The sequence below is a fragment of the Roseivirga sp. E12 genome, assembly GCF_017592825.1.
Lineage (GTDB): Bacteria > Bacteroidota > Bacteroidia > Cytophagales > Cyclobacteriaceae > Roseivirga.
On the sequence record NZ_JAGFMD010000001.1, the window covers coordinates 1,047,828 to 1,071,611 of the forward strand.

Below are 23,784 nucleotides of genomic sequence, written 5' to 3' on the forward strand. Positions count from 1 at the left end.
TTGACGAGTTTACCTATAAAGGCCGATAAAACCAATGAGGAATATTTGATGACTTAATAAAACTCGAATTTATAAGCTGCTTATCGGAGTCATTTCCATAATTTGAGCGTCAACTCATAGTTCATAATGTCAACCTCAATTCGTCAGATCACAGCTTCTCAAACCTGGCCACTTCGTCACGAGGTTATGTGGCCCGATATGCCATTGGACTATGTCAAACTTCCCAATGATGAGGAAGGCATTCACTATGGGCTCTTTGTTGGTGAGCAACTGACTTCAGTAGTCTCCCTTTTTGCAGATGACCAAGAGGCTCAATTCAGAAAGCTTGCTACGGCAGTCGGGGCTCAGGGCAATGGCTACGGAACAATGCTTCTCTCCCATTTAATGAAAGAAACTCAAGCGCTTAGTATCGATCGTGTATGGTGTAATGCCAGAATTGACAAAACTTCCTTCTACCACAAGTTTGGACTAAAAGAAACTGCCCGAACTTTTATCAAGAACAGGCAGTCATATGTCGTGATGGAGAAGCTTATCTCACATTAGCGGGGTCAACCCTTGTTGGGGTGTCCTCACCTGAGATCATTCGAACAGCAGCAGCGGCAAGTGCCCGAATGGTATTGGTCATATGGTCAAGATCAATTGTACTTACTTCGTCAGAAGCTTGGTGGTAGTATGGATCAACATCAATTTGAGTCGTACTGATAGAATGAGCTGGCACTCCAAGACGTGCTAACGTGGCATTATCGGATCGGTAAAAAAGGTTTTCTTTGACGTAAGGGTCTGCATAGAACTTATAACCCGTGCCTTCGACTGCCTTTTGTAAAAGCGCTCCGAAACTAGACTTATCGAAGCCCGTAATCCATGCGGAGTTGGTACCTTCCTTGGCAGCAGTTCCAATCATCTCGATGTTGAACATGGCTACAATTTCGTCTGGGTTAAGTTTTTGAGAAAAGTGTCTAGAACCAAACCCTCCACTCTCTTCAGCTGTAAAAGCCACAAACATGATGGTTCGTTCGGGCTTTTTGCCAGTGTCTTTAAAGTACTTAGCTAAAGTCATTACGGCAGTGGTACCTGAGGCATCATCATTAGCCCCATTGTAAATTTTATCTTCACCGTCTCCTCGAATACCCAAGTGATCATAATGAGCACTAAAAAGTACAATTTCATTAGGTCGGTTACCTGTAATTTGGCCAGCTACATTGTTGAGACTCTTGGTCTCAATGTTATTCTTAACCTCAACACTTAAGGACTTTACCTCGCTTAAGTCTGTCAAAGCTATTACCATTCCATTAGTGTCATCTAATTCCATCACACTGCTTGGTCTTGAGAAGAACTGTTTGAAACGTCCAAAAAGGGCTTCATGTGCTGTGTTTACGAGCATAATAGTTTTTCCCTCCTTGCCCCTGGCTTCTCCAAACTTGGCTTGCATATTATCAGCTGCACCAACCACTACAATGTTGGCATCAGCTACAGCATTGATGGTCATAGATGCTGAACTTATCATTCCAACTACTTTGTCCGCTGCGATAGACTCTCCATTTATGGTGACTGAAGCACTCTCACTGGAGAGAGAATACATATTAAATTGCTGTTTGTAGCTATTAAGGCCATCTAGGTACTCAAGACCAATTTTTTCAAACTCTGATTCAATAAAGGCTGAAGCCTTTTCGATACCGGGTGTATAGATCATTCTGCCTTCCATTTCATCAGAGGCGAGTGTGGTAATAATTCTGGTCACTTCGGCCTGATCAATAACTGCTGCCTGTTGGCAGCTGGCCAGCGTGGAATAACAAATCGCCACTAGGCATAAAACGGAACGCAAAGACTTCTTCATAGTATTATTCAACTGATTTTTCGATGAGCCGAATTTAGTACTATTTTCGCCAACGCATGAGTAACTCACCCTCAAAGTCATTGAAAACCCTTCGCCTTCTAGCCGTGCTAGAAGGAATAAGCTATCTGCTCTTAGTAGGCATCTGTATGCCACTCAAGTATATCTTCGAGATTCCGGAGCCTACCTATCCCCTTGGTTTAGCTCATGGCGTATTATTTGTAGCTTATTGCATTTTTGTATTGATCGTCACCCTGGAAAAGAAATGGTCTTTTAAAACCATGATGTTAGCCGGGGTAGCCTCTCTTCTACCCTTTGGAACCTTTGTGGCAGACAAACGGATATTCAAGCCTGCCTTAATTGATTGATAATATTTACAATTTTTAAAACAGTTCTAATCCATGACTGTTGTTAATGTCGTACTGAGGTAAACGATACTAACTTATAATGCAATTCAGATATTTGTTGAGCCTGGCCGGGCTTATTTGCTTTCACCTTTCAATTGCGTTTCAAGGTCAAGGGAAACTCACAGGCTACGTCAAAGATGCTAAGACAGGGGAATCGATCCCTGGGGCAACGGTTCGCTTGTTAGATACACAATTGGGTACTAACACCAACCCTGAAGGTTTTTACACCATTAACAACATACCTCCACAGACTTATAGTGTGCAGGTATCTTTTGTTGGTTATGAAACCGTGATCAAATATGGCATCGTAATCAAGTCAGGAGGTATTCCCGATTTAAATTTCGAACTCAAGGAGTCAATCTCTGAGCTAGACGAGATAGTTGTCGTTGCCAACCCTTTTGAGAAAATTGAAGAGACTCCCCTATCTATTCAGAGACTATCAAGAGAAGAAATCGCCACTTATCCTGGCGGGAACAATGATATCGCCAAGGTTGTACAATCCCTTCCGGGAGTATCTGGTTCTGTTGGAGGTTTTCGCAATGATGTGATCATTAGAGGTGGTGCCCCGAACGAGAATGTCTATTACCTTGATGGAATTGAAATTCCGAACATCAATCACTTCGCTACACAAGGAAGTGCTGGTGGACCCGTAGGTCTATTAAATGTGAGCTTCTTTGAAGGAGTTACACTTTCCACAAGTGCTTTCGGTGCCCAGTATGACAATGTGCTTTCCGGAGTGCTTCAATTCGATCAGCGAAACGGCAACAATCGTGAAATGAAAACGAATGTTCGCGTGGGAAGTAGTGAAACTGCTCTGACCTTAGAGTCTCCACTTTTCAAGGGCGGTAGAGAAGAGAGCAACACTTCGTTCATTGCCTCGGTTAGACGCTCTTATTTACAGTTACTGTTCGAACTAATCGGCCTTCCGATCCTTCCTGATTATTGGGATTACCAATATAAGCTCACGCACAAGTTTGACAAATACAACGAACTGATTGTTACTGGCGTGGGTTCAGTTGATGACTTTCGGGTGAATGAGCTTGACGAGTTTGACGAAGAGCAACAGGCTACACAAGATCAGGTACCCATCATCAAGCAACAGACCAATACGATTGGTGTGAGTTGGAAAAATCGTTTCAAAAATGGCTCAGGCTTTATGACCACTACTTTAAGTAGTAACCGTCTAGAAAACGACTTTCGACAATTCATGAACAACATCAACCAAACAGGCCTTTTCCTACAGAATAAGTCTGTCGAAATGGAAACCAAGTTGCGATATAACTATACCAAATTCTTAAAGGATTGGACAGTAAGTGGTGGATTGAGTCTTCAACAAGTCAATTATGAAAATGAAACCATTGACCTGGTCAATAACTTTCAGTACAGTGCCGACTTAGACTTTCTACGCTATGGGCTTTTCGGTCAGGCGAACAGAACCTTTTATGATGAAAGATTGAGCCTATCCGTGGGCATACGCTTAGATGCCAATACTTTTACTGAAAATGGTAACAATATCTTTGAAACCTTCAGCCCGAGAATATCTGGCTCATATACCTTTGACAAACTAAGAAAGTGGTCACTGAATGCATCTCTCGGCAGATACTTCAAAATCCCTCCATATACGATTTTAGGTTTCACAGACAATTCCGGAAATCAAGTCAACCAATCAGCACGGTATATTCAAAGCGATCATGCGGTATTGGGTTTAGAATATCTAGTAACTCCTTCAGCTCGCTTTACGCTCGAAGGTTTTTACAAAAGGTATGATAACTACCCAGTTTCAATAACCGATCGAGTCTCTTTGGCCAATCTTGGTGCGGATTTCTCTGTGCTCGGTAATGAGCCCATTGCGAGTGTTGGGCTCGGCAGAACTTATGGATTGGAGTTTCTCTACCAGAAGAAATTTACAAATAACTATTACCTCATCGTTGCTTACACCCTTTATAAAAGTGAGTATACGGCATTTGACACTAAGGTTTACCTGCCAAGTTCATGGGATAGTAGGCACCTACTTACATTGACAGGTGGATATAAATTCGGTAATAACTGGGAGCTGAGTGGTAGAATGCGCTACCTCGGACGAACACCTTTTGCTCCAGTAGATCAAGCGGCTACACTAGCCAATTACCCAGCGATTATTAGAGACTACTCGCAACTCGGTACAGAGACTCTGGATACTTTCAATCAGGTTGATTTGAGAATTGACAAAAAATGGAATTATTCAAAATGGACCTTGAACGTCTTCCTAGAGATTCAAAACATTCTTGGATCACAGATACCAGAAGAACCTGAATTTGGTCTCGCCCGAGATATGGATGGTCTGGAGCTATCACCTCGAAGTCTAGTCGAAATCATGGGAATAGACAATGCGAGTGTTTTGCCGTCCATCGGTGTGGTAATAGATTTTTAAAAAAAGGATATGATAGGAAAGAAAATATTAATTGTTGGGGCCAGCTCTGGTATCGGTAGAAGTCTTGCTGAATTGCTCTTGAAGCAAGGTGCAGAAGTAATTTCAGCATCCAGAAATAATCCGAACCTATCTGATGTCATCCATCACAACCTTGATATCACTGAGCCATCCCCTGATCTATCGTTTATACCTGAGGTTCTCGATGGATTGGTTTATTGCCCCGGCACGATTAACCTTCGACCCTTCCACAGGCTGTCGATAGAAGACTTTCAAGCCGATTTTGATATAAATCTGATGGGCGCCATAAAAGTATTGCAGGGTGCATTTAAAAGTCTGAAGAAAGCCGATAGCTCTTCGATCATCTTATTCAGCACTGTGGCGGCCAAACTAGGTATGAACTTTCATTCTTCCATTGCCACATCCAAAGGAGCCATTGAAGGCTTAGGTAAGTCTCTGGCAGCCGAATGGAGCATGCACCAGATACGTGTAAATGTCTTATCTCCATCGCTAACCGAGACACCATTAGCAGAGAGACTTCTGGCCAATGATGACAAGAAAGAAGCGTCTAACAAACGACACCCGATTGGCAGATTTGGCCAACCGGAAGATCTTGCTCACACGGCATTATTACTACTATCAGACCAGTCTAGCTGGATTACAGGTCAAATCATTGGAATTGATGGTGGCGTTGGCGCCCTTAAGCCATAGTAAAAAACACACAACTCCCTTTCAATCAAGCAGTTAAATCATTAAAACATGTCTAAGATATAATCTGAAACATGTTTTCATTTTTTAGGGGGTTCTCTTATCTTTGCGGGTCTTAAAAATTAACCGACTTTAAAATATGTCATATCTAATTTATGCAGTACCCGTTCTGGGTCTAATCGGCTTGCTAGTCATGATCATCAAATCAAGATGGGTGAACAAACAAGATGCAGGCGATCAAAAAATGCAGGACCTTGCTAACTACATCCGTGAGGGAGCACTTGCATTCCTTAGTGCTGAATACAGAGTACTATCTATTTTTGTTGTAGTTGCTGGAATTTTATTAGGCGTCATCTCTACACTAGTAGAAACTACACACTGGTTTATTGTAGTAGCATTTGTTATTGGTGCATTCTTCTCTGCGCTTGCAGGAAACATCGGTATGAGAATCGCCACAGCAGCTAACGTAAGAACGACACAAGCTGCAAGAACAAGTCTTCCACAGGCTTTGAAAGTATCGTTTACAGGTGGAACCGTAATGGGACTTGGTGTTGCCGGTCTAGCGGTTTTCGGCCTTAGTATGCTATTTATTTTCTTGTTCCAATTCTTCATGGATGGAGAGTGGACCAATACAGGTGATATGACAGTAGTATTAGAGGCCCTAGCAGGTTTCTCTTTAGGTGCTGAGTCAATTGCCCTTTTTGCCAGAGTTGGTGGTGGTATCTATACAAAAGCTGCTGACGTAGGTGCTGACCTTGTAGGTAAAGTTGAAGCTGGTATTCCAGAAGATGATCCAAGAAACCCTGCTACAATTGCTGATAACGTAGGTGATAACGTAGGTGACGTTGCTGGTATGGGTGCCGACTTATTCGGTTCTTATGTAGCTACTGTGCTAGCATCAATGGTACTTGGTAACTATGTGATCCAAGATATGGGTGGTGCTATTACTGATGATTTTGGTGGTATTGGACCAATTCTATTACCATTAGTTATCGCTGGTGCAGGAATCATCTTCTCTATTTTAGGTGCAATGATCATTAGAATCAGTAATAATGACGCAAAAGAATCTGAAGTTCAGGCAGCCTTGAATAAAGGTAACTGGGGCTCAATTATATTGACAGCGATTGCATGTTGGTTCCTTATCGACATGATGCTACCTGCCACAATGCAAATGAGATTGTTTGGTGAAGGTATTGTTGAAATCACTTCACTTAGAGTATTTGGAGCTGTCCTTGTAGGCCTATTTGTAGGTGCTGCTATCTCCTACTTCACAGAGTATTATACTGCTATAGGTAAAAAACCAGTAATGAGTATTATTCAAAACTCATCAACTGGTGCAGCAACAAACATTATTGCTGGTCTTTCAACTGGTATGAAATCAACCTTCGCTCCTATCCTTCTATTTGCAGGTGCTATCTGGGGAGCTTACGAACTAGCCGGCTTCTACGGTGTAGGTATCGCTGCTTCAGCTATGATGGCAACTACGGCCATGCAATTGGCTATTGATGCTTTCGGACCGATCGCTGATAATGCTGGTGGTATTGCAGAGATGAGCGACTGCCCTGACGAAGTTCGTGAAAGAACAGACATTCTTGATTCAGTAGGTAACACTACTGCTGCAATTGGTAAAGGTTTTGCCATTGCATCTGCTGCTTTGACAGCACTTGCCTTGTTTGCAGCTTATGTAACTTTCACTGGTATTGATGGAATTAACATATTCAAAGCAGACGTACTTGCTGCATTGTTCATTGGCGGTATGATACCAGTTGTATTCTCTGCACTCGCTATGGAGTCAGTTGGTAAAGCAGCCATGGAAATGGTAAAAGAAGTAAGAAGACAGTTCAAAGAGATTCCAGGTATTATGGAAGGAACTGCAACACCTGAGTACGGAAAATGTGTTGATATCTCTACTAAGGCGGCTATCAGAGAAATGATGCTTCCGGGTGCCATCACCATCATCTTCCCTATCATCATTGGATTCGCTATGGGTGCTGAGCCTCTTGGAGCTTATATGGCTGGTGTGGCTGTTTCAGGTGTACTTTGGGCCATCTTCCAGAACAATGCTGGTGGAGCATGGGACAACGCTAAGAAGTCTTTCGAAGCTGGTGTTGAGATTGACGGTGAGATGACTTTCAAAGGATCAGAAGCTCATAAAGCTGCTGTAACTGGTGATACTGTTGGTGATCCATTCAAAGATACTTCAGGACCTTCGATGAACATTCTTATCAAACTTACTTGTTTGATTGGTCTTGTTATCGCTCCTATCTTGGGAGAGATTGCCGGAACTGGTTCACATGCTGATGATCTTAAAGTGATCAATGACGACACAAAAGAACTTCACATGGATGAAGTTGACGAAATGATTACTGAGGTGAAATAATACCACCATTTAAATAAAGATAGTTTCAAAGGTCTCGAAATTTCGAGACCTTTCTTTTTTCCCACATAAGGGGAGTTCATAGGTTGAATTGTGTAGAATAGGTAGGTTTTAAAGATTGTTTGACGAAATATTAGGTTTTGTAAAACTCGAATCTACAGTATGCGTTAGCATTTTAGGTCAATTATTCAAAACTCAATCAACAGCATATGTTCTTTTCTTGGTCAAACTCGTTACACAAACAACACACTCTAAACAAATTACTTCAGACTAGCAGCGTAGTATTTCTCGGTACTTAAAGTATTGGCTTTATGAAGCGGTTGCTAGAAAAACTAAAAGCCGGAGATGAAAAGTCTCTGGATGAATTCGTGTACTTAAACCTTTCTAAGGTTTTCAATTTCTGCTATGCCCTACTAAAATCGAGGGAAGAAGCGGAAGAGGTCTGTCAGGACGTATTCGTGAAATTCTGGAATAATAGAGATAAACTAGACTTAAACTTGTCTGTGGATGGTCTATTATTCAGGATAGCAAAAAACCTGACACTCAATAAAATCCGTGATAATCAGAAATACAAAGGGTCATTAGAAGTAACTGATGGCTTGCTAGTGGGCAATAGCACTATGGAAGACGTACTCTTTCGCGAAATGGAGCAGACACTCCATAAGGCCATAGAGGCGCTCCCTCCTAAGCGAAGACTCATATTTGAGTTGAGCCGCTTTCAGGGACTATCCAATCGAGAAATTAGTGAGAGACTCAATATTTCTATCAACACGGTAGAAGGACAAATAAGGAAAGCTATAAAGTCAATACACATCTATACTGATTCAATTTCAATATAGGTGAACAACATTTTATTTGTGGAGAGTAACGGCAATCTCCATTCTTAGTGTATTTATAAGTAGGTACCATTATTTTTTAACCATTTGGAAGATAAAAATCTGATATATCATTTTTTAAAAGAGGACTGTTCCCCAGAGGAATTAGATCAGCTACACGAATGGTTAATCAGCGACCTTGATGAGGAAACCACTAATGACCTACTCAAGTCTTTGTGGAAGAAAACTCATGATGGCAACATCCATGATATTGACGAAGCCGGTCTAACCACTAAAATCCGATCTGAAATCGCTTCGAAAAATGGTTTCGTTCAAACGAAAACTCCTAAAAAGAGAGTCATCGTTAGAAACAGAAGAAATAACTCTTGGGTAATTATCACCGCCATACTTGCGCTGGTGATTACGGCAGGTTACTTTATCACATCTCAAAATACTGTAACAGACCAAGAACCTTTTCTCGCTGGGCAAATTGAAAAGAACACCCCTAGAGGCCATAGAAGTACTGTCAATTTAAGAGATGGCTCAAGAGTTATTCTCAATTCAGAGACTAAGATCACATATGACGAAAACTTCGGTATCGACAATCGAAGAATCACTTTAGAAGGAGAAGCCTTTTTTGAAGTAGCCAGAGATGAGAACCTCCCCTTCATAGTGACCTCCAAAAATCTTATCACTAGAGCTTTAGGAACCTCGTTTAATGTGCGCGACTATGGTGATGAAGATAGTGCTTCCATTGCATTGGCTACAGGGAAGGTAAAAGTCAAAAGGAGTAAAAATCCAACGAACAAATTCAAAATATTTTTGAGCCCTAATGAACAGGTTGTTCTGATCAAAGCCTCCCAAAAGTGGTCTAAAAGCACTTTTCAGCCCGAAAGAGTGCTATCATGGAAAGACAATAGTCTGAATTTTGAAGACATGTCTCTTGCTCGCATTATAAGAACGCTTGAGCGATGGTATGATGTAAATATTGAAGTTAGAGGTGAAGGATTTGAAAAACTGACCTATGAGGGAACGGGAAGTTTTGAAAGACAGAGCCTAGAAAATATACTCAACACCCTAGGTTATACAATGGGCTTTGAGAGTACAATAAACGAAAAACAAATTATGATTAAGCTGACAAACTAAAGGAATGCCAATGAAGAAAAACTAGTCCAAAAAAATGCCAAGGCAGCCTATTGCAGTAGGACTACCTTGGACTTACTATCTATATGTTTAACTAAAAACACGAGCAAATATATGAAAAATATATACATGGCTTCGTTGCAGCGAAGTGTGAAGTACTGTCTCTACGGGGTAGTGCTACAAGTTTTTTTGATATCATCACTAATGGCTAACCGTACTAGTGCTCAAAGCATTAGGGATTACAAAGTTAACTTAGAACTTCGAGAGGTCAGCATTACTGAGGCCTTTAAAAACATCGAAGGCATCTCACCTTTCAAGTTTTTCTACAAGAAGAAAGACATCAACCGTAAGGTAAAAATCAATCTTCCTCAGGGCGAATATACTGTAGCAGATATACTAGAATCAATCTCTCGAAGTGCAGCACTGAACTTCAAGCAGATTGATAAGAATATTTCTGTAGCTCAAGTCATCAACAACCCGAGAGACAATGTCGACAGAGTGGTTGTAGTAGAGGAAAAAACACTCACCGGTAGAGTAGTTAGCGCGGAGGACAACCAACCTCTTCCAACAGTTACGGTAAGAGTTAAGGGCACAACAATAGGTACTCAGACTGGCCTGGATGGTCGTTTTAGCCTTACAGTCCCTGACAATGCGCAAACACTTGAGTTTAGATTCTTAGGCTTCCAAACACAAGAAGTTGCCATTGGGAATCTGGCTGTTTTTAACATCGTAATGCAGATTGATGCTAAAGAGCTCGATGATTTTGTTGTTACCGGTGTAGCAGCAGCCACTCCAAAGGAAAAACTCTCATTTACCATTGCATCTGTTAATTCCGATGTACTTACCAAAGCACCTGCAGCAAATGCCGGCAACGCTTTAGTTGGTAAAGTAGCTGGCCTAAGAGTTTCCCCTAGTAATGTTCCCGGTGCTGGTCCAGCAATTCTATTAAGAGGCGCCACAAACTTAAGAACCGGCAATGGTCCTTTAGTGCTTTTAGATGGTGCTATCCTGGAAGGCAGTTTATCTGATATTAGTGTTCAAGATATTGAACGATATGAGATACTGAAAGGAGCTTCGGCAGCCACGCTTTACGGGTCTCGTGCAGCAAATGGTGTAATTGCTATTTACACCAAATCTGGACAGGGACTAGCTGTAGGTCAAACCAATGTTTTCTTCAGAAGTGAGGTTATCTCTGAGAATACATACAGGGGCCGTCACCCAGAAAAAGCCAGGTTCCATAACAAGCAGACCGATGCTAATGGTAACATTATTACGGATAATGATGGACTTGCTTTAGATAAGAATCCTTCTATCAATGATGTTCCTTTTGCAAATTATAGAGATCACTTGGAGGATTTCTTCGGTGGCAGTACATCTTTCAGAAATTACATAAGACTGAGTAACAGAACTGTTAATGGTAATGTAAGCGTCTCATTTGAGCAACAAAACGCGACAGGTGGTATTGACTTACATGAGGGTAACAGGCGTTACAACTTCGCTGTTGGCGTAGACCAAAACTTCTCCGATCGTCTTGACTTGAAAATTAGAGCTAGATACATCTGGGATAGAGATGACAGAAGACCTAGAAATATAGGTAGTTTGATATTTGCTTCTCCTGATGCAGATTGGTTTGCTCCAAATGAAGAAGATGGAAGTCCTTTTAACTATGATGCTAACTCATTCATTCTAGATTCATTCTTCAATCCGTTCTATGTATTGAGTAACAATTTCAATGAGCGTGTAAGAAAAAGATTCATTAGTAGTGCACAGGCTGACTTAGCAATCACCGATGACCTGAAATTCACAGGTATCTTTGGTTTTGATACGCGTCAGGACAATTCTCAGGCATTTCAGAGCCCGGGTTACTTGGCAGTAGTAGGTGATCCTGCTCAAGGTGATATAGACAGAGGTTTTGCTGAAACCTTCTCAATCAATGCCAGTGCGGCAATGACATATGTGAAGGACTTTGGAGATTTCAACCTAAGATCTACATTGAAGTACCAGTATGAGGATCGTCAAGACCAAGGCTTTACTATTGATGCCGACTTTTTAGGTGTTAGCAACTTCAATAATCTAGCAGCAGCAAGAGCTGATACAAGCGGTTTAGGCTACCAGTTCTTATCAGCTACAGACACAAGAGATATCCAGATTAGATCTGACAGTTATGCCTTTGCAGTAGGTGGAGATTATTTGAATAAGTATATCCTTGACTTTGTAGTACGCTATGATGGTTCTTCTCTGTTTGGAGAGGACGAAAGATGGCAATGGTTCTCTAGAGTTTCTGCTGCATATAGAATCACAGAAGACTTTGACATTCCTAGCTTCCAAGAGCTGAAATTATCAGCTTCATTAGGAACAGCAGGTGGTAGACCTTTATTCAACGATAGATTTGAAATTGCAAATGTAAATGATGGTTTAATCTCATTTCCTCAGCAATTAGCAAACCCGAATCTTAAGCCAAATATTACTACTGAGACAGAGTTTACCTTAAGTGGTGAGTTCTTAGATCGATTTGATTTCTTGGCTTCATACTCTCAGCAAGAGAACAGAGATCAGGTATTGACAGTACCAATCTCTGTAGCAGCAACAGGTGGTAGATCCACTCAAGTACAGAATGCTGCTACCTTATCTACAAACACTTTTGAGTTTACGCTTGGTTACAACGCCATTCAAAAGCAGGATATGGGTTTAAAGATTGACTTAGTTGCTGATAGAACTGTTCAAACCATTACTGAATTCAACGCACCTCAGGTATTAGCCGCTGGCGCAGGTATTTGGAGAGAAGGTAGTGAGTTGACTCAGATGTACGGAAGAAGGTACGCAAAATCTTTGTCTGAACTTACTGTGGACGAGAACGGCATAGTATTAAACGGTCAGTTTGCTGGACTTGGAAACACTTCTACTATTGATGATTATGAAATCAACGATTTAGGATTCGTAATTCCAGCGGGCACTCAGTTTACTAATAACGAACGCGTAGTACCACTAGTAAATGAGGATGGCGAAGAAGAGCAAGAGCTTGTAATCGGTAATGCTCGCCCTGACCTTAACCTTGGCTTAAGAACGGCATTCAGATGGAAAAATGTAAACATCTATATGCTCTGGGAGGCTCAAATCGGAGGAGATGTATATAACTCTGGGCTTCAAGCACTCGATAGAGACGGGCTTGGTCCTGACTACGACCAGGCAGACAGACCAGAAGGTCAAAGACACTGGACAGCTTTCCGTCAGTCTATCTACAATGGTAGAAGATTGAATGCAGAATATGTCGAAGACGCATCTCATGTACGTTTGAGAGAACTCTCTGTCAACTATGAACTAGGTAATAACACACTTGAGAAATTGGGAATGGCCAATGTATTCAAGAGTGTTCAACTCAGCTTTATCGCAAACAATGTTTTGCTGTTTGCTAAGTATCGTGGTTTCGACCCAACTATGGGTGGAATCAATGCGAGGTTTGATGGCTATGCTTTCCCATTGATCAGAACATTTTCAGGTTCTATCTCAATGAACTTTTAGTCAATTGATAACATTAAACGAGACTTTTATGAAACTTAAAAGAAATATAAAATCAGTCTTAGCAGCAGTACTCCTAATCGGATTTGTCAGTTGCGAAGACTTAGAAGTTGAAAACTTAAATGCATTAGATATTAATGGTGTTTTATCTAATCCTGCTGAGTTCCCTGCCCTAGTGCAGGGGGCTTACGGGCAGTGGTGGAATCAAACGCAGATATCTTATCCTAATATGTACTTGAGCGTTGCGGCCCAAGTATTCTCATCATCATGGACTAATTATGCGATGTTTGATGGCGGCAGAATACCGCCAAGACCTTTTGTCAACTCAAACACGGCATCTACCAGACTTGTGAACAGAAACCCTTGGAGAGGAATTTACAACTCTATTGGTCCTGTGAATGATGTACTCAAGGTAATGAACGCCAATTTTGAAGGTAAGGCTATTGATCCCGTTACAGGACAAGACAATACCCCTATTGTTCTAGCGAATGCGAGAATGATGCAGGGTCTTGCACTCGGCTGGGTATCGTTGATCTTCGATCGCGGCTTCATTGTTAGTGAGGAATTAACGGATGAAGAGCTCGGTTCTCTGGAGTTTTCGAACTACCGGGAATGTGCGGACGCTGCTAAGGCGAGGTTCTTAGAAGCTGCCACCATATTTGATGCTAATCCAGATATTACATTCAACGGATTTAACGGTGTAACGCTACCTGCTGTAGAAGCAGCAAGATTTGCACGGTCTTATGCTGCAAAAATTGAAGTGTTCTCTGCTAGAAATGCAGACCAGACAGTAAACGAAACTGACTGGAATGAAGTACTTCAATTGACTACGAATGGCTTGACTATGGACATCGCACCAAATGGTGACGGTGGTAACCAATGGTGGACTAGAGCATTGAGGAATGGTCAATTTGCTGGCTGGGTTCGTATACCACAGCGATTGATTAACATGATGGAAGGTGGATCTGGCGGAAGAGATATTCTCAACCCAGCTGATACAGACCCCAATCATCCTACTGCTCCATATCCATGGCAAGACAATGTCTTGAGCTATCCTGAGATTACGACTCCAAGAGATCAGAGAATCTTGACAGACTTTACTTATAATAGTAATGTACCATTCAGATCTGATCGTGGATTCTACATTTTCGGAAACTATAGCTATAGCCGCTATATCTACTTTGTGAATGACAATTTGGTAGGCCCAATGCCTCACTTCACAGTTACTGAAAACAACTTGTTGAGAGCTGAGGCTTTGATTAGAACAGGTGGCAATAAAGCAGAAGCCGCTCAGTTGATTAATTCCACACGAGTAGATCGTGGAGGCCTGACTCCTTTGACTGGTGCAGAAAGTGATGATGTACTACTCAGAGAAGTAACATATGAACGCTTGGTTGAGCTAAGCTGGCATTCTTCCACTAATGGATATTTGGCGAGAAGGATTACGACTGTTGAAGACTTGAAGCTTCCTCCTGGTACTCCATTGAGTTTGCCAGTTCCTGCTTCTGAGTTGGAGGCACTAGGAATTCCTAACTACACTTTTGGTGGACTTGGAAACCCTGACGGATCTGAATAAGAAATAAAGGATTGATGAGGGGTGTTATTCTAGCATCTCTCATCAACAAATTAATCTGACGATGAAAGTAGAATTATGAGGACTCCGGTATTTCAAGAAGAGTTTTAACTGAGAAAAAATCGGTGATTGAAATCATCTATTGAATTGGATGACTGTCACAATGAAAACTTCAGTGCCTTAAACGAACAACTACGCTTCGAAGAAATAAAAGAGATAAGTGCTTGGCAGAAAAAGACTACAATTGGCCTCTTTCTGCTATTCTAAGAGCACTAAAGAAACATACTTCGCTTTCGTTTAGTCAGTATGTAATTTGTTTAGAGGGCTGGTTCTATACGAGAACCAGCTTTTTTATTTATCTAGGTCTCAATATAGAAAATTTAAAATTTCTAACCCTACATTAATAACAACTCATTGACAAATATACCTGACACAAGTTTAGATAATTCTTCTCCAAAGTCTCATATGTGCACAAAAAATCCTCACACTGAACCGTATGAGGATTATTAAATATTTCTTGAACTGAATTAATCTCAGCGTCTATTTCTCATGCTTACTCCTATAAAGTTTCCACTAGACCATTCCAAGCAGATTGATTTAAGAGCTAATAGCGTTGTGCAGTCTCTACCAAAATCCTATCAGAATTAATTCCCAATTCACGTACTCTGGCCTTGGCAATAGAATAATGTTTTCCTCTTATAACCAGACCTGTACCATCTTCACGTCTTGCTTCAACACGGCTTGGGAAAATAAAAATGACTGTCCTTCGGTAATCTTGAGTAATTCGGTCTTGGTAACTAATTACAATCCTTGGTGGTGTTGTTGCGTTTGCCTCAACCACTTGTACACTGCGGATAATTCCCTGAAATTTATTGATAACCTCTTCTTCCTGAATACCCGTACCCAAAGGTTTAGCACCGAGGCGCTGGAAAGTAACTGTATCATCCTTGATCCTAAAGAAGTTAACCAAGCCGGACTGTGGATACAAACCACTACTACTTCCACTACTGACACCATCATCTTTAATCACGAAATCACGTGCCTCAACTTTCGCAATCACATCTTGAATTTTATCCTCAAGCTTCTTGGCCTTGGCAAGCCTTCTCTTTTCCTTTTTTGATAAAGGTTTTTCTGATTTGGCTTTTTCAGTCTTTTGTCCATAAAGTGCCGGAACACTCAATGACATAGTGAAAAGCATTAGGATTACTACTGTTCTTATATGCATAACGATCAAATTTAAGTCAATTTCAGAACTGTTCGTTCAAAAACCAAGCCAGAGCCGAAATCATGACTTATGTCACTACAACGTTATAAGCAGTCGAAAGTGACATCTATTCATATCGCAATGAGGTAATTGGGTCTTGATTAGCAGCTCTTTTAGCAGGTGCAATTCCGAAAATAATGCCTACTGTGACGGCAACACCAAAAGACAGTAAGATTGAGAAGCCACTTACAATCGTAGGAATATCGGCCAATTCGGCTATTCCAAAGGCAATCGTAAGCCCCAGTATAACACCTACTGCTCCTCCCGAAAAACTGATCATCACCGCTTCTAACAAGAACTGATAGATGATATCTACTTTCTTAGCACCTAAGGATAACCTCAAGCCAATTTCCTTGATTCGTTCCAATACTGAAGCAAGCATGATATTCATAATACCTATGCCACCAACTAAAAGAGAGATACCTGCAATACCACCTAAAACATAATTAAAGATATTCTTAGTCCGTTGTTGTTGTTTCAACAATAGTTCCGGTATAGTGATTTCATAATCTACTACATCGCTATGCTTTCGACTCAGCATCTTTGAAATCACCTGGGCAATGGAATTAATCTGGTCTGTATTGCTCACTTTGATCACCAATCTGTCAAGCTGGTGATAATTAATACCTGACTGATCTTGATTACGGTTTCTTCTCGCTTCTTGAATCAATGAATTGGTCACCATTAACCTATTCTCATAGCGAATTAGAGCAGTGCTTAATGGCGTATATATATCCATATTGTAGTCCCTTATTCCAAGGTTAGTAATACTCTTATCGGAAATTACCCTCTCTTCTAGCACTCCTATCACTTTTAACCAGTGTTTGCCAACTTTAATGTATTTACCGATCGGCTCCTCTCGGCTAAAAAACTTGGATTTAATGGCTTTACCTATAATACACACAGGTACACCCTTTTGTATTTGCTCTTGATTAAAAAACTCTCCCTCATCCAAGTCGAAACCTGATATCTGAAAGAATGTATTATCCACACCTACCAGTTTAGCCGTTCTTCGAAAGCCCTCACGTGTCACCTCTGTATCCAAAACGATTTCTGGACTGATCATTTCTATCCCAGGAACAATTTTCTGAATGCTTTCGACATCCATAAAATTCAATCCGAGCGAAAGATTCTTTTTGGTCTCTTGTGTTCCAACGGTACCTTCTTCTGCCTCAACATCTCCTTCACTTTGTTCGACCACAGGGCTAATCACAATATTATTCACACCAACAAGCTCAATTTGTTCCAGAATCTCTTGCTGAGCACCTGAACCAATAGCCAGCATAGCAATCACTGCGGCCACACCGAAAATGATACCTAGTGCCGTCAAGAGAGAGCGGATCTTATTGGCAAGCACAGCCTCTGAGGCTATGGCCATATTTAAGAGAATCCTCTGGATCATTTTAATCCTTTTTGGCGATGGCCTTACTCCCGTTATTGATCAGCCTGAGCGGTTTACTTTCCATACCATCAGGGTCTGACAAGTAAATCATGCTGCCCTCATCAAGGCCATTCAAGACAACCACCTCATCAGAGTTTGACTTACCTAGAAGTACCTCCTGACGTACAGTACTACTACCATCCTTAGTAAGAACATAAGTAATGGAATCGCCTTGACTATGAATTGCCTCTACCGGAATAAAAATCACATCAGATAACACCTCCGCAATAATCTTATTGCTGGTAGTCATACCTGGACGAAGTGTAGTGTCCGACTCATGAACTTGAACTGATATTTCAAAAACCTTAGAATCAGAATTAGGCCTTTGCTGCCCCATATTCGCAACATCTATTACTAGGCCGGTAAGTCTTTTGTCTGGAAAAGCATCCAAACCAATATCCACTTTTTGACCTTTTTTGACATTGTTAATATCTACTTCATTGATATAAGTTTTAGACACCATTTTCGTCAGGTCCGGAAGTGTAGCTACTACAGGGTCCCATGCACTAACTTGGGCGCCTACCCCTAACTTGTTTCCCCTCCAGTCTCTGCGATAAATCAGCATACCGGGTTCAGAAGCCATAATGGTGAATTGCTTTTGCAATTCAAGGAGCGCATCCAGTTTTGCTTTGTCATCATTCATCTTAGCCTCGGCTTCTTTCATTTTAGCCACGGACTTTTGCCTCTGCAGTTCATAGTTTTCTTGCTCCTGCTGATACTGCTTCTCGGCACGATCAAGGTCCATCTGCTTCTCCTTTACAACTGCCGGAGGTTCAAATTCAGAATTTTCTAGAACCAACTTCTTCTTCTCAATATCAAACAAAAGTTTATCCATGGCATCTCTGGCCTTTCGCAATTCAATCGCAGAATCGAGCTTAGCTTGTGTGTACTGTGAAGTACTCACAGTATAATCTGACATCCGCTGCTGGCGTCTGGTACCTAATTCAGTTTGGTCTAATCGTGCAACATAATCACCCTTGTTGACTACAGTGCCTTCTTCAATGATATGTTCGATTTTCGTTTGGAAAATACCAGCAGACTGCATTCCCCCAGGTCCTCTGATTTGAACCGAGCTTTTAGCAAAGAGTTCTCCTGAGGCAATAATTTCAGACCTGAATTCCCCCCTTTGAACAGTGGCAAATATCTCACCGGTCTCTGCCGAACTTTTATTGACCTTTGTGATAAAAAATATCACAGCCGCGATAAAGACACCCACGACTATGAGGAGCGATCGTTTTTTCATGTTGTTTAGATTTTGAGTTGAAGCCTATTTAACTAAAAAAATAGTTTATTCAAATTATATTAATAATTTTTAACCCTTATTTAACATTATATAACTACGTACGTGATTCGTGAAGATTCATTACACTAATTCAGGAATACTTCAAAAAATTTATTCAAACTGCTCTTAATAAGGATGAACGGAAGCGATGTTTTGTTTGATTTGAACCAATCTAAATTCCCCAATTCCATATTCTTTGGCTCGACATCTAATAAGTCTCGGTTACTGTCTTAATTTTGACCCAATGAATTACTTGTCGGTCGAAAGTATCTCCAAAACATTTGGTGACAGAACTATCTTAAATGACTTATCAATGGGCATTTCCCAAGGCCAGAAAGTTGCCCTGGTGGGTATTAATGGTTCAGGAAAGTCCACCTTATTAAAGGTCTTGACAGGCATCGAAAGTCCAGATTCTGGTGAGGTTGTTTTTCGTAACGACATTGTAGTCAGGTCGCTGCTGCAAAACCCTGCCTTTAAAGCTGGCCAGACTATACTTGATGCAGTATTTGATGAGAATGATGAAACGCAACAATTACTGATAGCTTATGAACGGGCCCTGCTCAATTCCGATAGTGATGCTCTTGAATCACTAATAGAGAAAATTGACGCAGCCGATGCATGGAGTCTGGAAAGCCAGGCCAAGCAAATTTTAGGGAAGCTCGGCCTACATGACCTTGACTTAGAAGTCTCAAAGCTTTCTGGGGGACAACAAAAACGCATTGCCTTGGCAAGCGTGCTTATCCAAAAGCCTGACCTGTTGATTCTTGATGAGCCAACCAACCACTTGGACATTGAAACTATTGAGTGGCTAGAAAACTATTTGAGCCAATCTAACATGGCCCTTATTCTTGTTACGCACGACAGGTACTTCCTTGAGAAAGTAACAGATGAGATAATAGAATTAGACAAGGGGCAGACACACCACTACAAAGGGAACTATGGTTTCTTTTTAGAGAAAAAGGCCGAACGTGAGCTTTCAGAAAACTCGTCAATTGACAAAGCTAAGAACCTTTATAGAAAGGAATTAGACTGGATAAGAAGGCAGCCAAAAGCAAGGGGAACCAAGGCTAAATACCGAGTTGACGCATTTCAGGATACGAAAAGCAAGGCCTTCAGCAAAGAGAACTCACAAGACCTCAAACTTAAGGCCGAAGCGCAGAGACAGGGTAAAAAAGTACTAGAAGTAGATGGATTAAGCCATGGTTTCGATGAAAACCTGTTAATAAGTGATTTTGATTATGTCTTCCCCAGAAAGGAAAGAGTGGGCATTGTCGGACCTAATGGTTCAGGTAAGACAACATTTATCAAGCTCCTTATGGGGGAACTCGAACCAAAAGCAGGAGTTATCGATAAAGGTGCAACTACTAAGTTTGGCTACTACAAGCAAACGGAGTTGAGCTTTGATAATCAGCAAACGATCATTGACTTTGCGAAATCCATCGCAGAAGTGGTTGAAGTGGGAAAAGGCAGAACTGTGCCTGTATCTCAATTCTTGACACGCTTCCTCTTCCCTCCGGATGTACAGTACAAACCAATCGGAAAGCTGAGTGGTGGAGAAAAACGAAGACTTCAACTGCTTCAAATCCTGATTCAGAGCCCCAACTTTCTAGTACTTGATGAGCCTACCAATGATTTAGACCTAATCACCCTTAATACCCTCGAAGCTTATTTAGAGGCCTTTGAAGGTTGCCTAATGCTTGTATCTCATGACAGGTATTTTATGGACAAACTGGTGGACCACCTTTTCGTATTTGATGGCTCAGGTAACATCAAGGATTTTCCTGGTAACTATACCGACTTCAGAGCAACCGAGAACCAGTCAAAACCTACTAACAAACCTACTAACAAACCTACTAAAGAAGCACCTGTTGCTAAGCCCCTACCGAAGGAGTCGGCTAAATCTCGCAAGCTAACTTTCAATGAAAAAAGAGAGTTCGATGCACTTGAAAAAGAGATACCAACGCTCGAAAAAGAAAAAGCTGAGCTGATTTCAAAACTCAACCAAGGATCGAATGATCATGAGGAACTTACACAATGGTCTTCTGCCATTGAAGACCTGACAAACCGGATTGATGAAAAAGAAATGCGTTGGCTCGAGCTCTCTGAGTTGATGTGACGGAGTGTTTCTTTATTTAGAAAAAGTCGTTTAGTGTATAATTCTGAGCTTTTAATACCAGAGCGCAGATCATTTTTTTTTAAACGACTAGACCTTGACTTCTACAACAACACGATCGACAAACAGAGTTTTTAGCCTCCTTTGCACAGTTTTGATTTTAGTGTCTCTGTTCGCATGTGGAGAAGATATTGATGACTTCACATCGGCTTTTCAAAATGAGGAATTAAAAGTCCACCTTGACAGTTTCGATGCGGAGGTTAGTAACCGGGGTGGATCGCTTGATCTATCAAGAGTAGAATTGGTCTTTATTGCAGACATTTTCTTCAACGGACAGCGTGTTTGTAGTCGCCACTTTGAGAATTACGAAAATCAGGGCAATGCTCGAATCGAGATTTCGAGACATGACGACTGTTGGGAATCTCGAAATGACCAACAACGCGAAAACTTTTTATTTCGAGAGTTTGGAGCAGCTTTGCTCGACAGACTAACTAATAACACCAAGCTTCCCAACGGCTTACCTGCGAGCATGATGTGCAATGACTGTGACATTTTCAGTATTTATGATGAGTCAACTATTGTAAGACGAGAATATTACCTCAACGAGCTTATACAAATTGAGCAAGACATTCCTGAGTGGGGAAGATAAATTTTAGATGATTCCACGAATTCAGGGAACAATCTGTCACTCCCCGTGCGTTAATTGCTAACTTCATAGAACCGACTCGTCATTAGAGGTTATCGGTGAAAAGGATTAGCATAAGCATGGCAAAATTAGAGTTCAGTAGTGACAAAAAATGTATTCAAACGGATCCGGAAGAAACGATTCTCGATGCTGCCTTGAAGCATGATATTCCGCATGTTCATGCTTGCGGTGGTAATGCCTTTTGCTCTACCTGTCGCGTACTTGTTCAAGAGGGGCTTGATAAACTGCCAGAAAGAAATGACAAAGAACTGGCCTTGGCCAAGCAGCTGGGCCTACCTGAAGAGATCCGTTTGGCCTGCCAGACAAAACCTCAGCATGATTTAAAAGTCAGACGATTGGTGATGGACAAAGTGGACGAGGACGTAATTCTCCAGCATGGAGAAGAAGGAAAACCCAGAAGTCTGGGACAGGTAAAAAAGGCCTCGGTGCTCTTCGTAGATATAGCGGACTACACCGCTTTCACAGAGAAAACACCCGCTTATGACGTGGTTCATGTACTAAACCGATATTTCTACATTGCGGGTAGCATTATCAAGAAGTACAATGGCAGAATTATTGACTACTATGGAGATGGTTTTTTGGCCATTTTCGGTCTTGATGACGATCCAAAACATGCAGGCAACTTGATCAGCGCAGGCTTTGCCTTGCAGGACGCAGTAGATAAGTTTGATCACGACATACATGCCTTGGTCAATCGTGATTTTAAAATCAGGCTTGGTGCGCACACTGGTAATGTCATTTGGGGAACTATCGGCATCACAGGAATGGAAAAAGAAGCTGCCATTGGTGATACTGTGAATTTTGCCAGCCGTATAGAGCAAGCCAATAAGGCTTTAAATACTAAGTTTCTTATTTCCGAAGCGCTCTATCGACAGTTCGATAAGTGGTGTACCATCAGTGGTACCTATGAAATCGAAGCCAAAGGAAAAGAAGGTACTCACAGAGTATATGCATTGGATCGGATGCTTGCTTCTATGCCTACGGCATAACACTTTGGCCAATTCAGGCGTTAATTTATTTATGAACACAACACTCTGGATTGTCCTTGGAAGTCTTTTATTAGTCTCCTATGCCTTCATTTTTGTAGATGCCTATAAATCCAACCGAACGAGAGTAGGTAAGCAACAGATCCCCATGTTCCATGGCCTATTCATTGGACCGCTCTATTATTTCATATTGACAAACCACCAGTTCAAAGAGAGAAAGCAGTTTATGAAAGGCATGCGTAGATTCTCCTAAAACAACTAAAATGAAACTAAAGAAAACTCAAATTGCTGTGCTCAGCTGCATGGTCTTAATGCTTTTTGGTCAAAGTACACTTTCGGCCCAAACCAAGCCAGTTCAATTGGCAAACACCGAGCAATTCACAATCAAATCAAGCAGTGTCGATGACGATTTTGAAATATCGGTAAGCCTTCCTTTTGGATATGCACAATCTGAAACGACTTATAAGGTGCTTTATATTCTGGATGCCAATGTGACCTTCGGCATGGCACATGACATCCAAACACTTATATCATTTGAACCAGAAAACCCTCCCATGATAATTGTGGGTATTGGATACAAAGATTTCGGCAACTGGATTCAGAAAAGGGCTCGAGACTATATGCCATCTAAGGTAATTAGCGCCCCAGGGTCTGGCGGAGCCGATAAGTTTATGGCCTTTCTTGAAAAGGAGCTTATTCCCAAGGTCAAAGAGAAATATAGAACCACGGAAGAAAAAATCATCTACGGACACTCAACAGCAGGACTGTTTGGCTTGTATGCATTGATGACTAAACCAGAGATGTTCGATGGCTATATTATCACTAGCCCTTCAGTAGATGAAGACAATGGATATGCTCTGAGCCAACTTAATTCCATTGAGTCCTTTCCTAATAAATCCGCAAGGGTGTTTACATCCTACGGAACCAAAGAGAAACAAACATTTGCAGATGCTTATAAAGCCTTTATCAAGGTTTTGAAAAACAAAGCAGCTCAAGATATCGTCTTGAAATCTCAAAAATTTGATGCTTCACATATGGCATCAATGGCGCCCGCATTTGTGGCAGGACTTCAATTTGTTAACAAGAGTAATTGAGGCTTTTCGCGCTTCATAAAAGGTTATTAGAATGTTAAAGGACAGTATTTATTAACACCTCGTTAACACCCTACTAAAATTATAGACAAAACAGACAACCTTACACTCTCCTTATCGTGTC

Annotated in this window: 19 protein-coding genes; 15 read left to right on the forward strand and 4 right to left on the reverse strand. The window is 41.3% G+C overall.

Annotation, left to right across the window (positions count from 1 at the left end; all coding sequences use genetic code 11):
- Positions 1–126: 126 nt before the first annotated feature.
- A complete protein-coding gene (locus J4E76_RS04505) occupies positions 127–543 on the forward strand; it encodes a GNAT family N-acetyltransferase (RefSeq protein WP_208501564.1) in 417 nt (138 codons plus the stop codon).
- On the opposite strand, the gene J4E76_RS04510 is transcribed toward J4E76_RS04505, so the two are convergent.
- The gene (locus J4E76_RS04510) at positions 530–1,834 is read right to left on the reverse strand and encodes a M28 family metallopeptidase (RefSeq protein WP_208501567.1); all 1,305 of its coding nucleotides are present in this window, start codon (positions 1,832–1,834) and stop codon (positions 530–532) included. The genes J4E76_RS04505 and J4E76_RS04510 overlap by 14 nt on opposite strands.
- A gap of 56 nt (positions 1,835–1,890) precedes the next feature.
- On the opposite strand from J4E76_RS04510, the gene J4E76_RS04515 reads away from it, so the two are divergent.
- The 9 genes from J4E76_RS04515 (at position 1,891) to J4E76_RS04555 (ending at position 15,044) form a co-directional block, all read left to right on the forward strand.
- On the forward strand, positions 1,891–2,199 hold the full coding sequence (locus J4E76_RS04515; RefSeq protein ID WP_208501569.1) for a DUF3817 domain-containing protein: 309 nt from the start codon (positions 1,891–1,893) through the stop codon (positions 2,197–2,199).
- A 79-nt stretch (positions 2,200–2,278) separates the two neighbouring features.
- Positions 2,279–4,648 (forward strand): TonB-dependent receptor, encoded by a 2,370-nt coding sequence (locus tag J4E76_RS04520; protein WP_208501571.1) that lies wholly within the window; start codon positions 2,279–2,281, stop codon positions 4,646–4,648.
- A gap of 9 nt (positions 4,649–4,657) precedes the next feature.
- The gene (locus J4E76_RS04525; RefSeq protein WP_208501573.1) at positions 4,658–5,356 is read left to right on the forward strand and encodes an SDR family NAD(P)-dependent oxidoreductase; all 699 of its coding nucleotides are present in this window, start codon (positions 4,658–4,660) and stop codon (positions 5,354–5,356) included.
- 136 nt (positions 5,357–5,492) lie between these two features.
- On the forward strand, positions 5,493–7,733 hold the full coding sequence (locus tag J4E76_RS04530) for a sodium-translocating pyrophosphatase (protein ID WP_208501575.1): 2,241 nt from the start codon (positions 5,493–5,495) through the stop codon (positions 7,731–7,733).
- Positions 7,734–8,041: 308 nt separating this feature from the next.
- The gene (locus tag J4E76_RS04535; RefSeq protein WP_208501577.1) at positions 8,042–8,569 is read left to right on the forward strand and encodes an RNA polymerase sigma factor; all 528 of its coding nucleotides are present in this window, start codon (positions 8,042–8,044) and stop codon (positions 8,567–8,569) included.
- Between the two features lie 84 nt (positions 8,570–8,653).
- The gene (locus tag J4E76_RS04540) at positions 8,654–9,691 is read left to right on the forward strand and encodes a FecR family protein (protein WP_208501579.1); all 1,038 of its coding nucleotides are present in this window, start codon (positions 8,654–8,656) and stop codon (positions 9,689–9,691) included.
- A 111-nt stretch (positions 9,692–9,802) separates the two neighbouring features.
- The gene (locus tag J4E76_RS04545; RefSeq protein WP_208501583.1) at positions 9,803–13,207 is read left to right on the forward strand and encodes a SusC/RagA family TonB-linked outer membrane protein; all 3,405 of its coding nucleotides are present in this window, start codon (positions 9,803–9,805) and stop codon (positions 13,205–13,207) included.
- 28 nt (positions 13,208–13,235) lie between these two features.
- On the forward strand, positions 13,236–14,780 hold the full coding sequence (locus tag J4E76_RS04550) for a RagB/SusD family nutrient uptake outer membrane protein (RefSeq protein ID WP_208501586.1): 1,545 nt from the start codon (positions 13,236–13,238) through the stop codon (positions 14,778–14,780).
- Positions 14,781–14,906: 126 nt separating this feature from the next.
- On the forward strand, positions 14,907–15,044 hold the full coding sequence (locus tag J4E76_RS04555; protein ID WP_208501588.1) for a hypothetical protein: 138 nt from the start codon (positions 14,907–14,909) through the stop codon (positions 15,042–15,044).
- Between the two features lie 337 nt (positions 15,045–15,381).
- Here J4E76_RS04555 and J4E76_RS04560 read toward each other — a convergent pair whose 3' ends face one another.
- From J4E76_RS04560 to J4E76_RS04570, 3 genes are all read right to left on the reverse strand, one after another.
- Positions 15,382–16,002, reverse strand: coding sequence for a hypothetical protein (locus J4E76_RS04560; RefSeq protein ID WP_208501589.1), 621 nt, complete (start codon positions 16,000–16,002; stop codon positions 15,382–15,384).
- 106 nt (positions 16,003–16,108) lie between these two features.
- A complete protein-coding gene (locus J4E76_RS04565) occupies positions 16,109–17,443 on the reverse strand; it encodes an ABC transporter permease (protein WP_208501590.1) in 1,335 nt (444 codons plus the stop codon).
- 1 nt (position 17,444) lies between these two features.
- Positions 17,445–18,725 (reverse strand): efflux RND transporter periplasmic adaptor subunit, encoded by a 1,281-nt coding sequence (locus J4E76_RS04570; RefSeq protein WP_208501591.1) that lies wholly within the window; start codon positions 18,723–18,725, stop codon positions 17,445–17,447.
- A gap of 283 nt (positions 18,726–19,008) precedes the next feature.
- Here J4E76_RS04570 and J4E76_RS04575 point away from each other — a divergent pair, with 283 nt between their 5' ends.
- From J4E76_RS04575 to J4E76_RS04595, 5 genes are all read left to right on the forward strand, one after another.
- Complete coding sequence (locus tag J4E76_RS04575; RefSeq protein WP_208501592.1) at positions 19,009–20,880, forward strand: ABC-F family ATP-binding cassette domain-containing protein; 1,872 nt, start codon at positions 19,009–19,011, stop codon at positions 20,878–20,880.
- 94 nt (positions 20,881–20,974) lie between these two features.
- The gene (locus J4E76_RS04580) at positions 20,975–21,526 is read left to right on the forward strand and encodes a hypothetical protein (protein WP_208501594.1); all 552 of its coding nucleotides are present in this window, start codon (positions 20,975–20,977) and stop codon (positions 21,524–21,526) included.
- Positions 21,527–21,642: 116 nt separating this feature from the next.
- Entirely contained in the window at positions 21,643–22,572 is a 930-nt protein-coding gene (locus J4E76_RS04585) for an adenylate/guanylate cyclase domain-containing protein (protein ID WP_208501596.1), read from the forward strand.
- A gap of 31 nt (positions 22,573–22,603) precedes the next feature.
- A complete protein-coding gene (locus J4E76_RS04590; protein WP_208501597.1) occupies positions 22,604–22,822 on the forward strand; it encodes a hypothetical protein in 219 nt (72 codons plus the stop codon).
- A 10-nt stretch (positions 22,823–22,832) separates the two neighbouring features.
- Positions 22,833–23,663: an alpha/beta hydrolase gene (locus J4E76_RS04595; protein ID WP_208501598.1), complete on the forward strand. Its 831-nt coding sequence runs from the start codon at positions 22,833–22,835 to the stop codon at positions 23,661–23,663.
- Positions 23,664–23,784: the final 121 nt, after the last annotated feature.

Bases quoted from the DNA above. Each gene is read 5' to 3' on its own strand.
- J4E76_RS04505 (WP_208501564.1), top strand. From the start codon at position 127: ATGTCAACCTCAATTCGTCAGATCACAGCTTCTCAAACCTGGCCACTT.
- J4E76_RS04510 (WP_208501567.1), bottom strand. From the start codon at position 1,834: ATGAAGAAGTCTTTGCGTTCCGTTTTATGCCTAGTGGCGATTTGTTAT.
- J4E76_RS04515 (WP_208501569.1), top strand. From the start codon at position 1,891: ATGAGTAACTCACCCTCAAAGTCATTGAAAACCCTTCGCCTTCTAGCC.
- J4E76_RS04520 (WP_208501571.1), top strand. From the start codon at position 2,279: ATGCAATTCAGATATTTGTTGAGCCTGGCCGGGCTTATTTGCTTTCAC.
- J4E76_RS04525 (WP_208501573.1), top strand. From the start codon at position 4,658: ATGATAGGAAAGAAAATATTAATTGTTGGGGCCAGCTCTGGTATCGGT.
- J4E76_RS04530 (WP_208501575.1), top strand. From the start codon at position 5,493: ATGTCATATCTAATTTATGCAGTACCCGTTCTGGGTCTAATCGGCTTG.
- J4E76_RS04535 (WP_208501577.1), top strand. From the start codon at position 8,042: ATGAAGCGGTTGCTAGAAAAACTAAAAGCCGGAGATGAAAAGTCTCTG.
- J4E76_RS04545 (WP_208501583.1), top strand. From the start codon at position 9,803: ATGAAAAATATATACATGGCTTCGTTGCAGCGAAGTGTGAAGTACTGT.
- J4E76_RS04550 (WP_208501586.1), top strand. From the start codon at position 13,236: ATGAAACTTAAAAGAAATATAAAATCAGTCTTAGCAGCAGTACTCCTA.
- J4E76_RS04560 (WP_208501589.1), bottom strand. From the start codon at position 16,002: ATGCATATAAGAACAGTAGTAATCCTAATGCTTTTCACTATGTCATTG.
- J4E76_RS04565 (WP_208501590.1), bottom strand. From the start codon at position 17,443: ATGATCCAGAGGATTCTCTTAAATATGGCCATAGCCTCAGAGGCTGTG.
- J4E76_RS04570 (WP_208501591.1), bottom strand. From the start codon at position 18,725: ATGAAAAAACGATCGCTCCTCATAGTCGTGGGTGTCTTTATCGCGGCT.
- J4E76_RS04575 (WP_208501592.1), top strand. From the start codon at position 19,009: ATGAATTACTTGTCGGTCGAAAGTATCTCCAAAACATTTGGTGACAGA.
- J4E76_RS04585 (WP_208501596.1), top strand. From the start codon at position 21,643: ATGGCAAAATTAGAGTTCAGTAGTGACAAAAAATGTATTCAAACGGAT.
- J4E76_RS04590 (WP_208501597.1), top strand. From the start codon at position 22,604: ATGAACACAACACTCTGGATTGTCCTTGGAAGTCTTTTATTAGTCTCC.
- J4E76_RS04595 (WP_208501598.1), top strand. From the start codon at position 22,833: ATGAAACTAAAGAAAACTCAAATTGCTGTGCTCAGCTGCATGGTCTTA.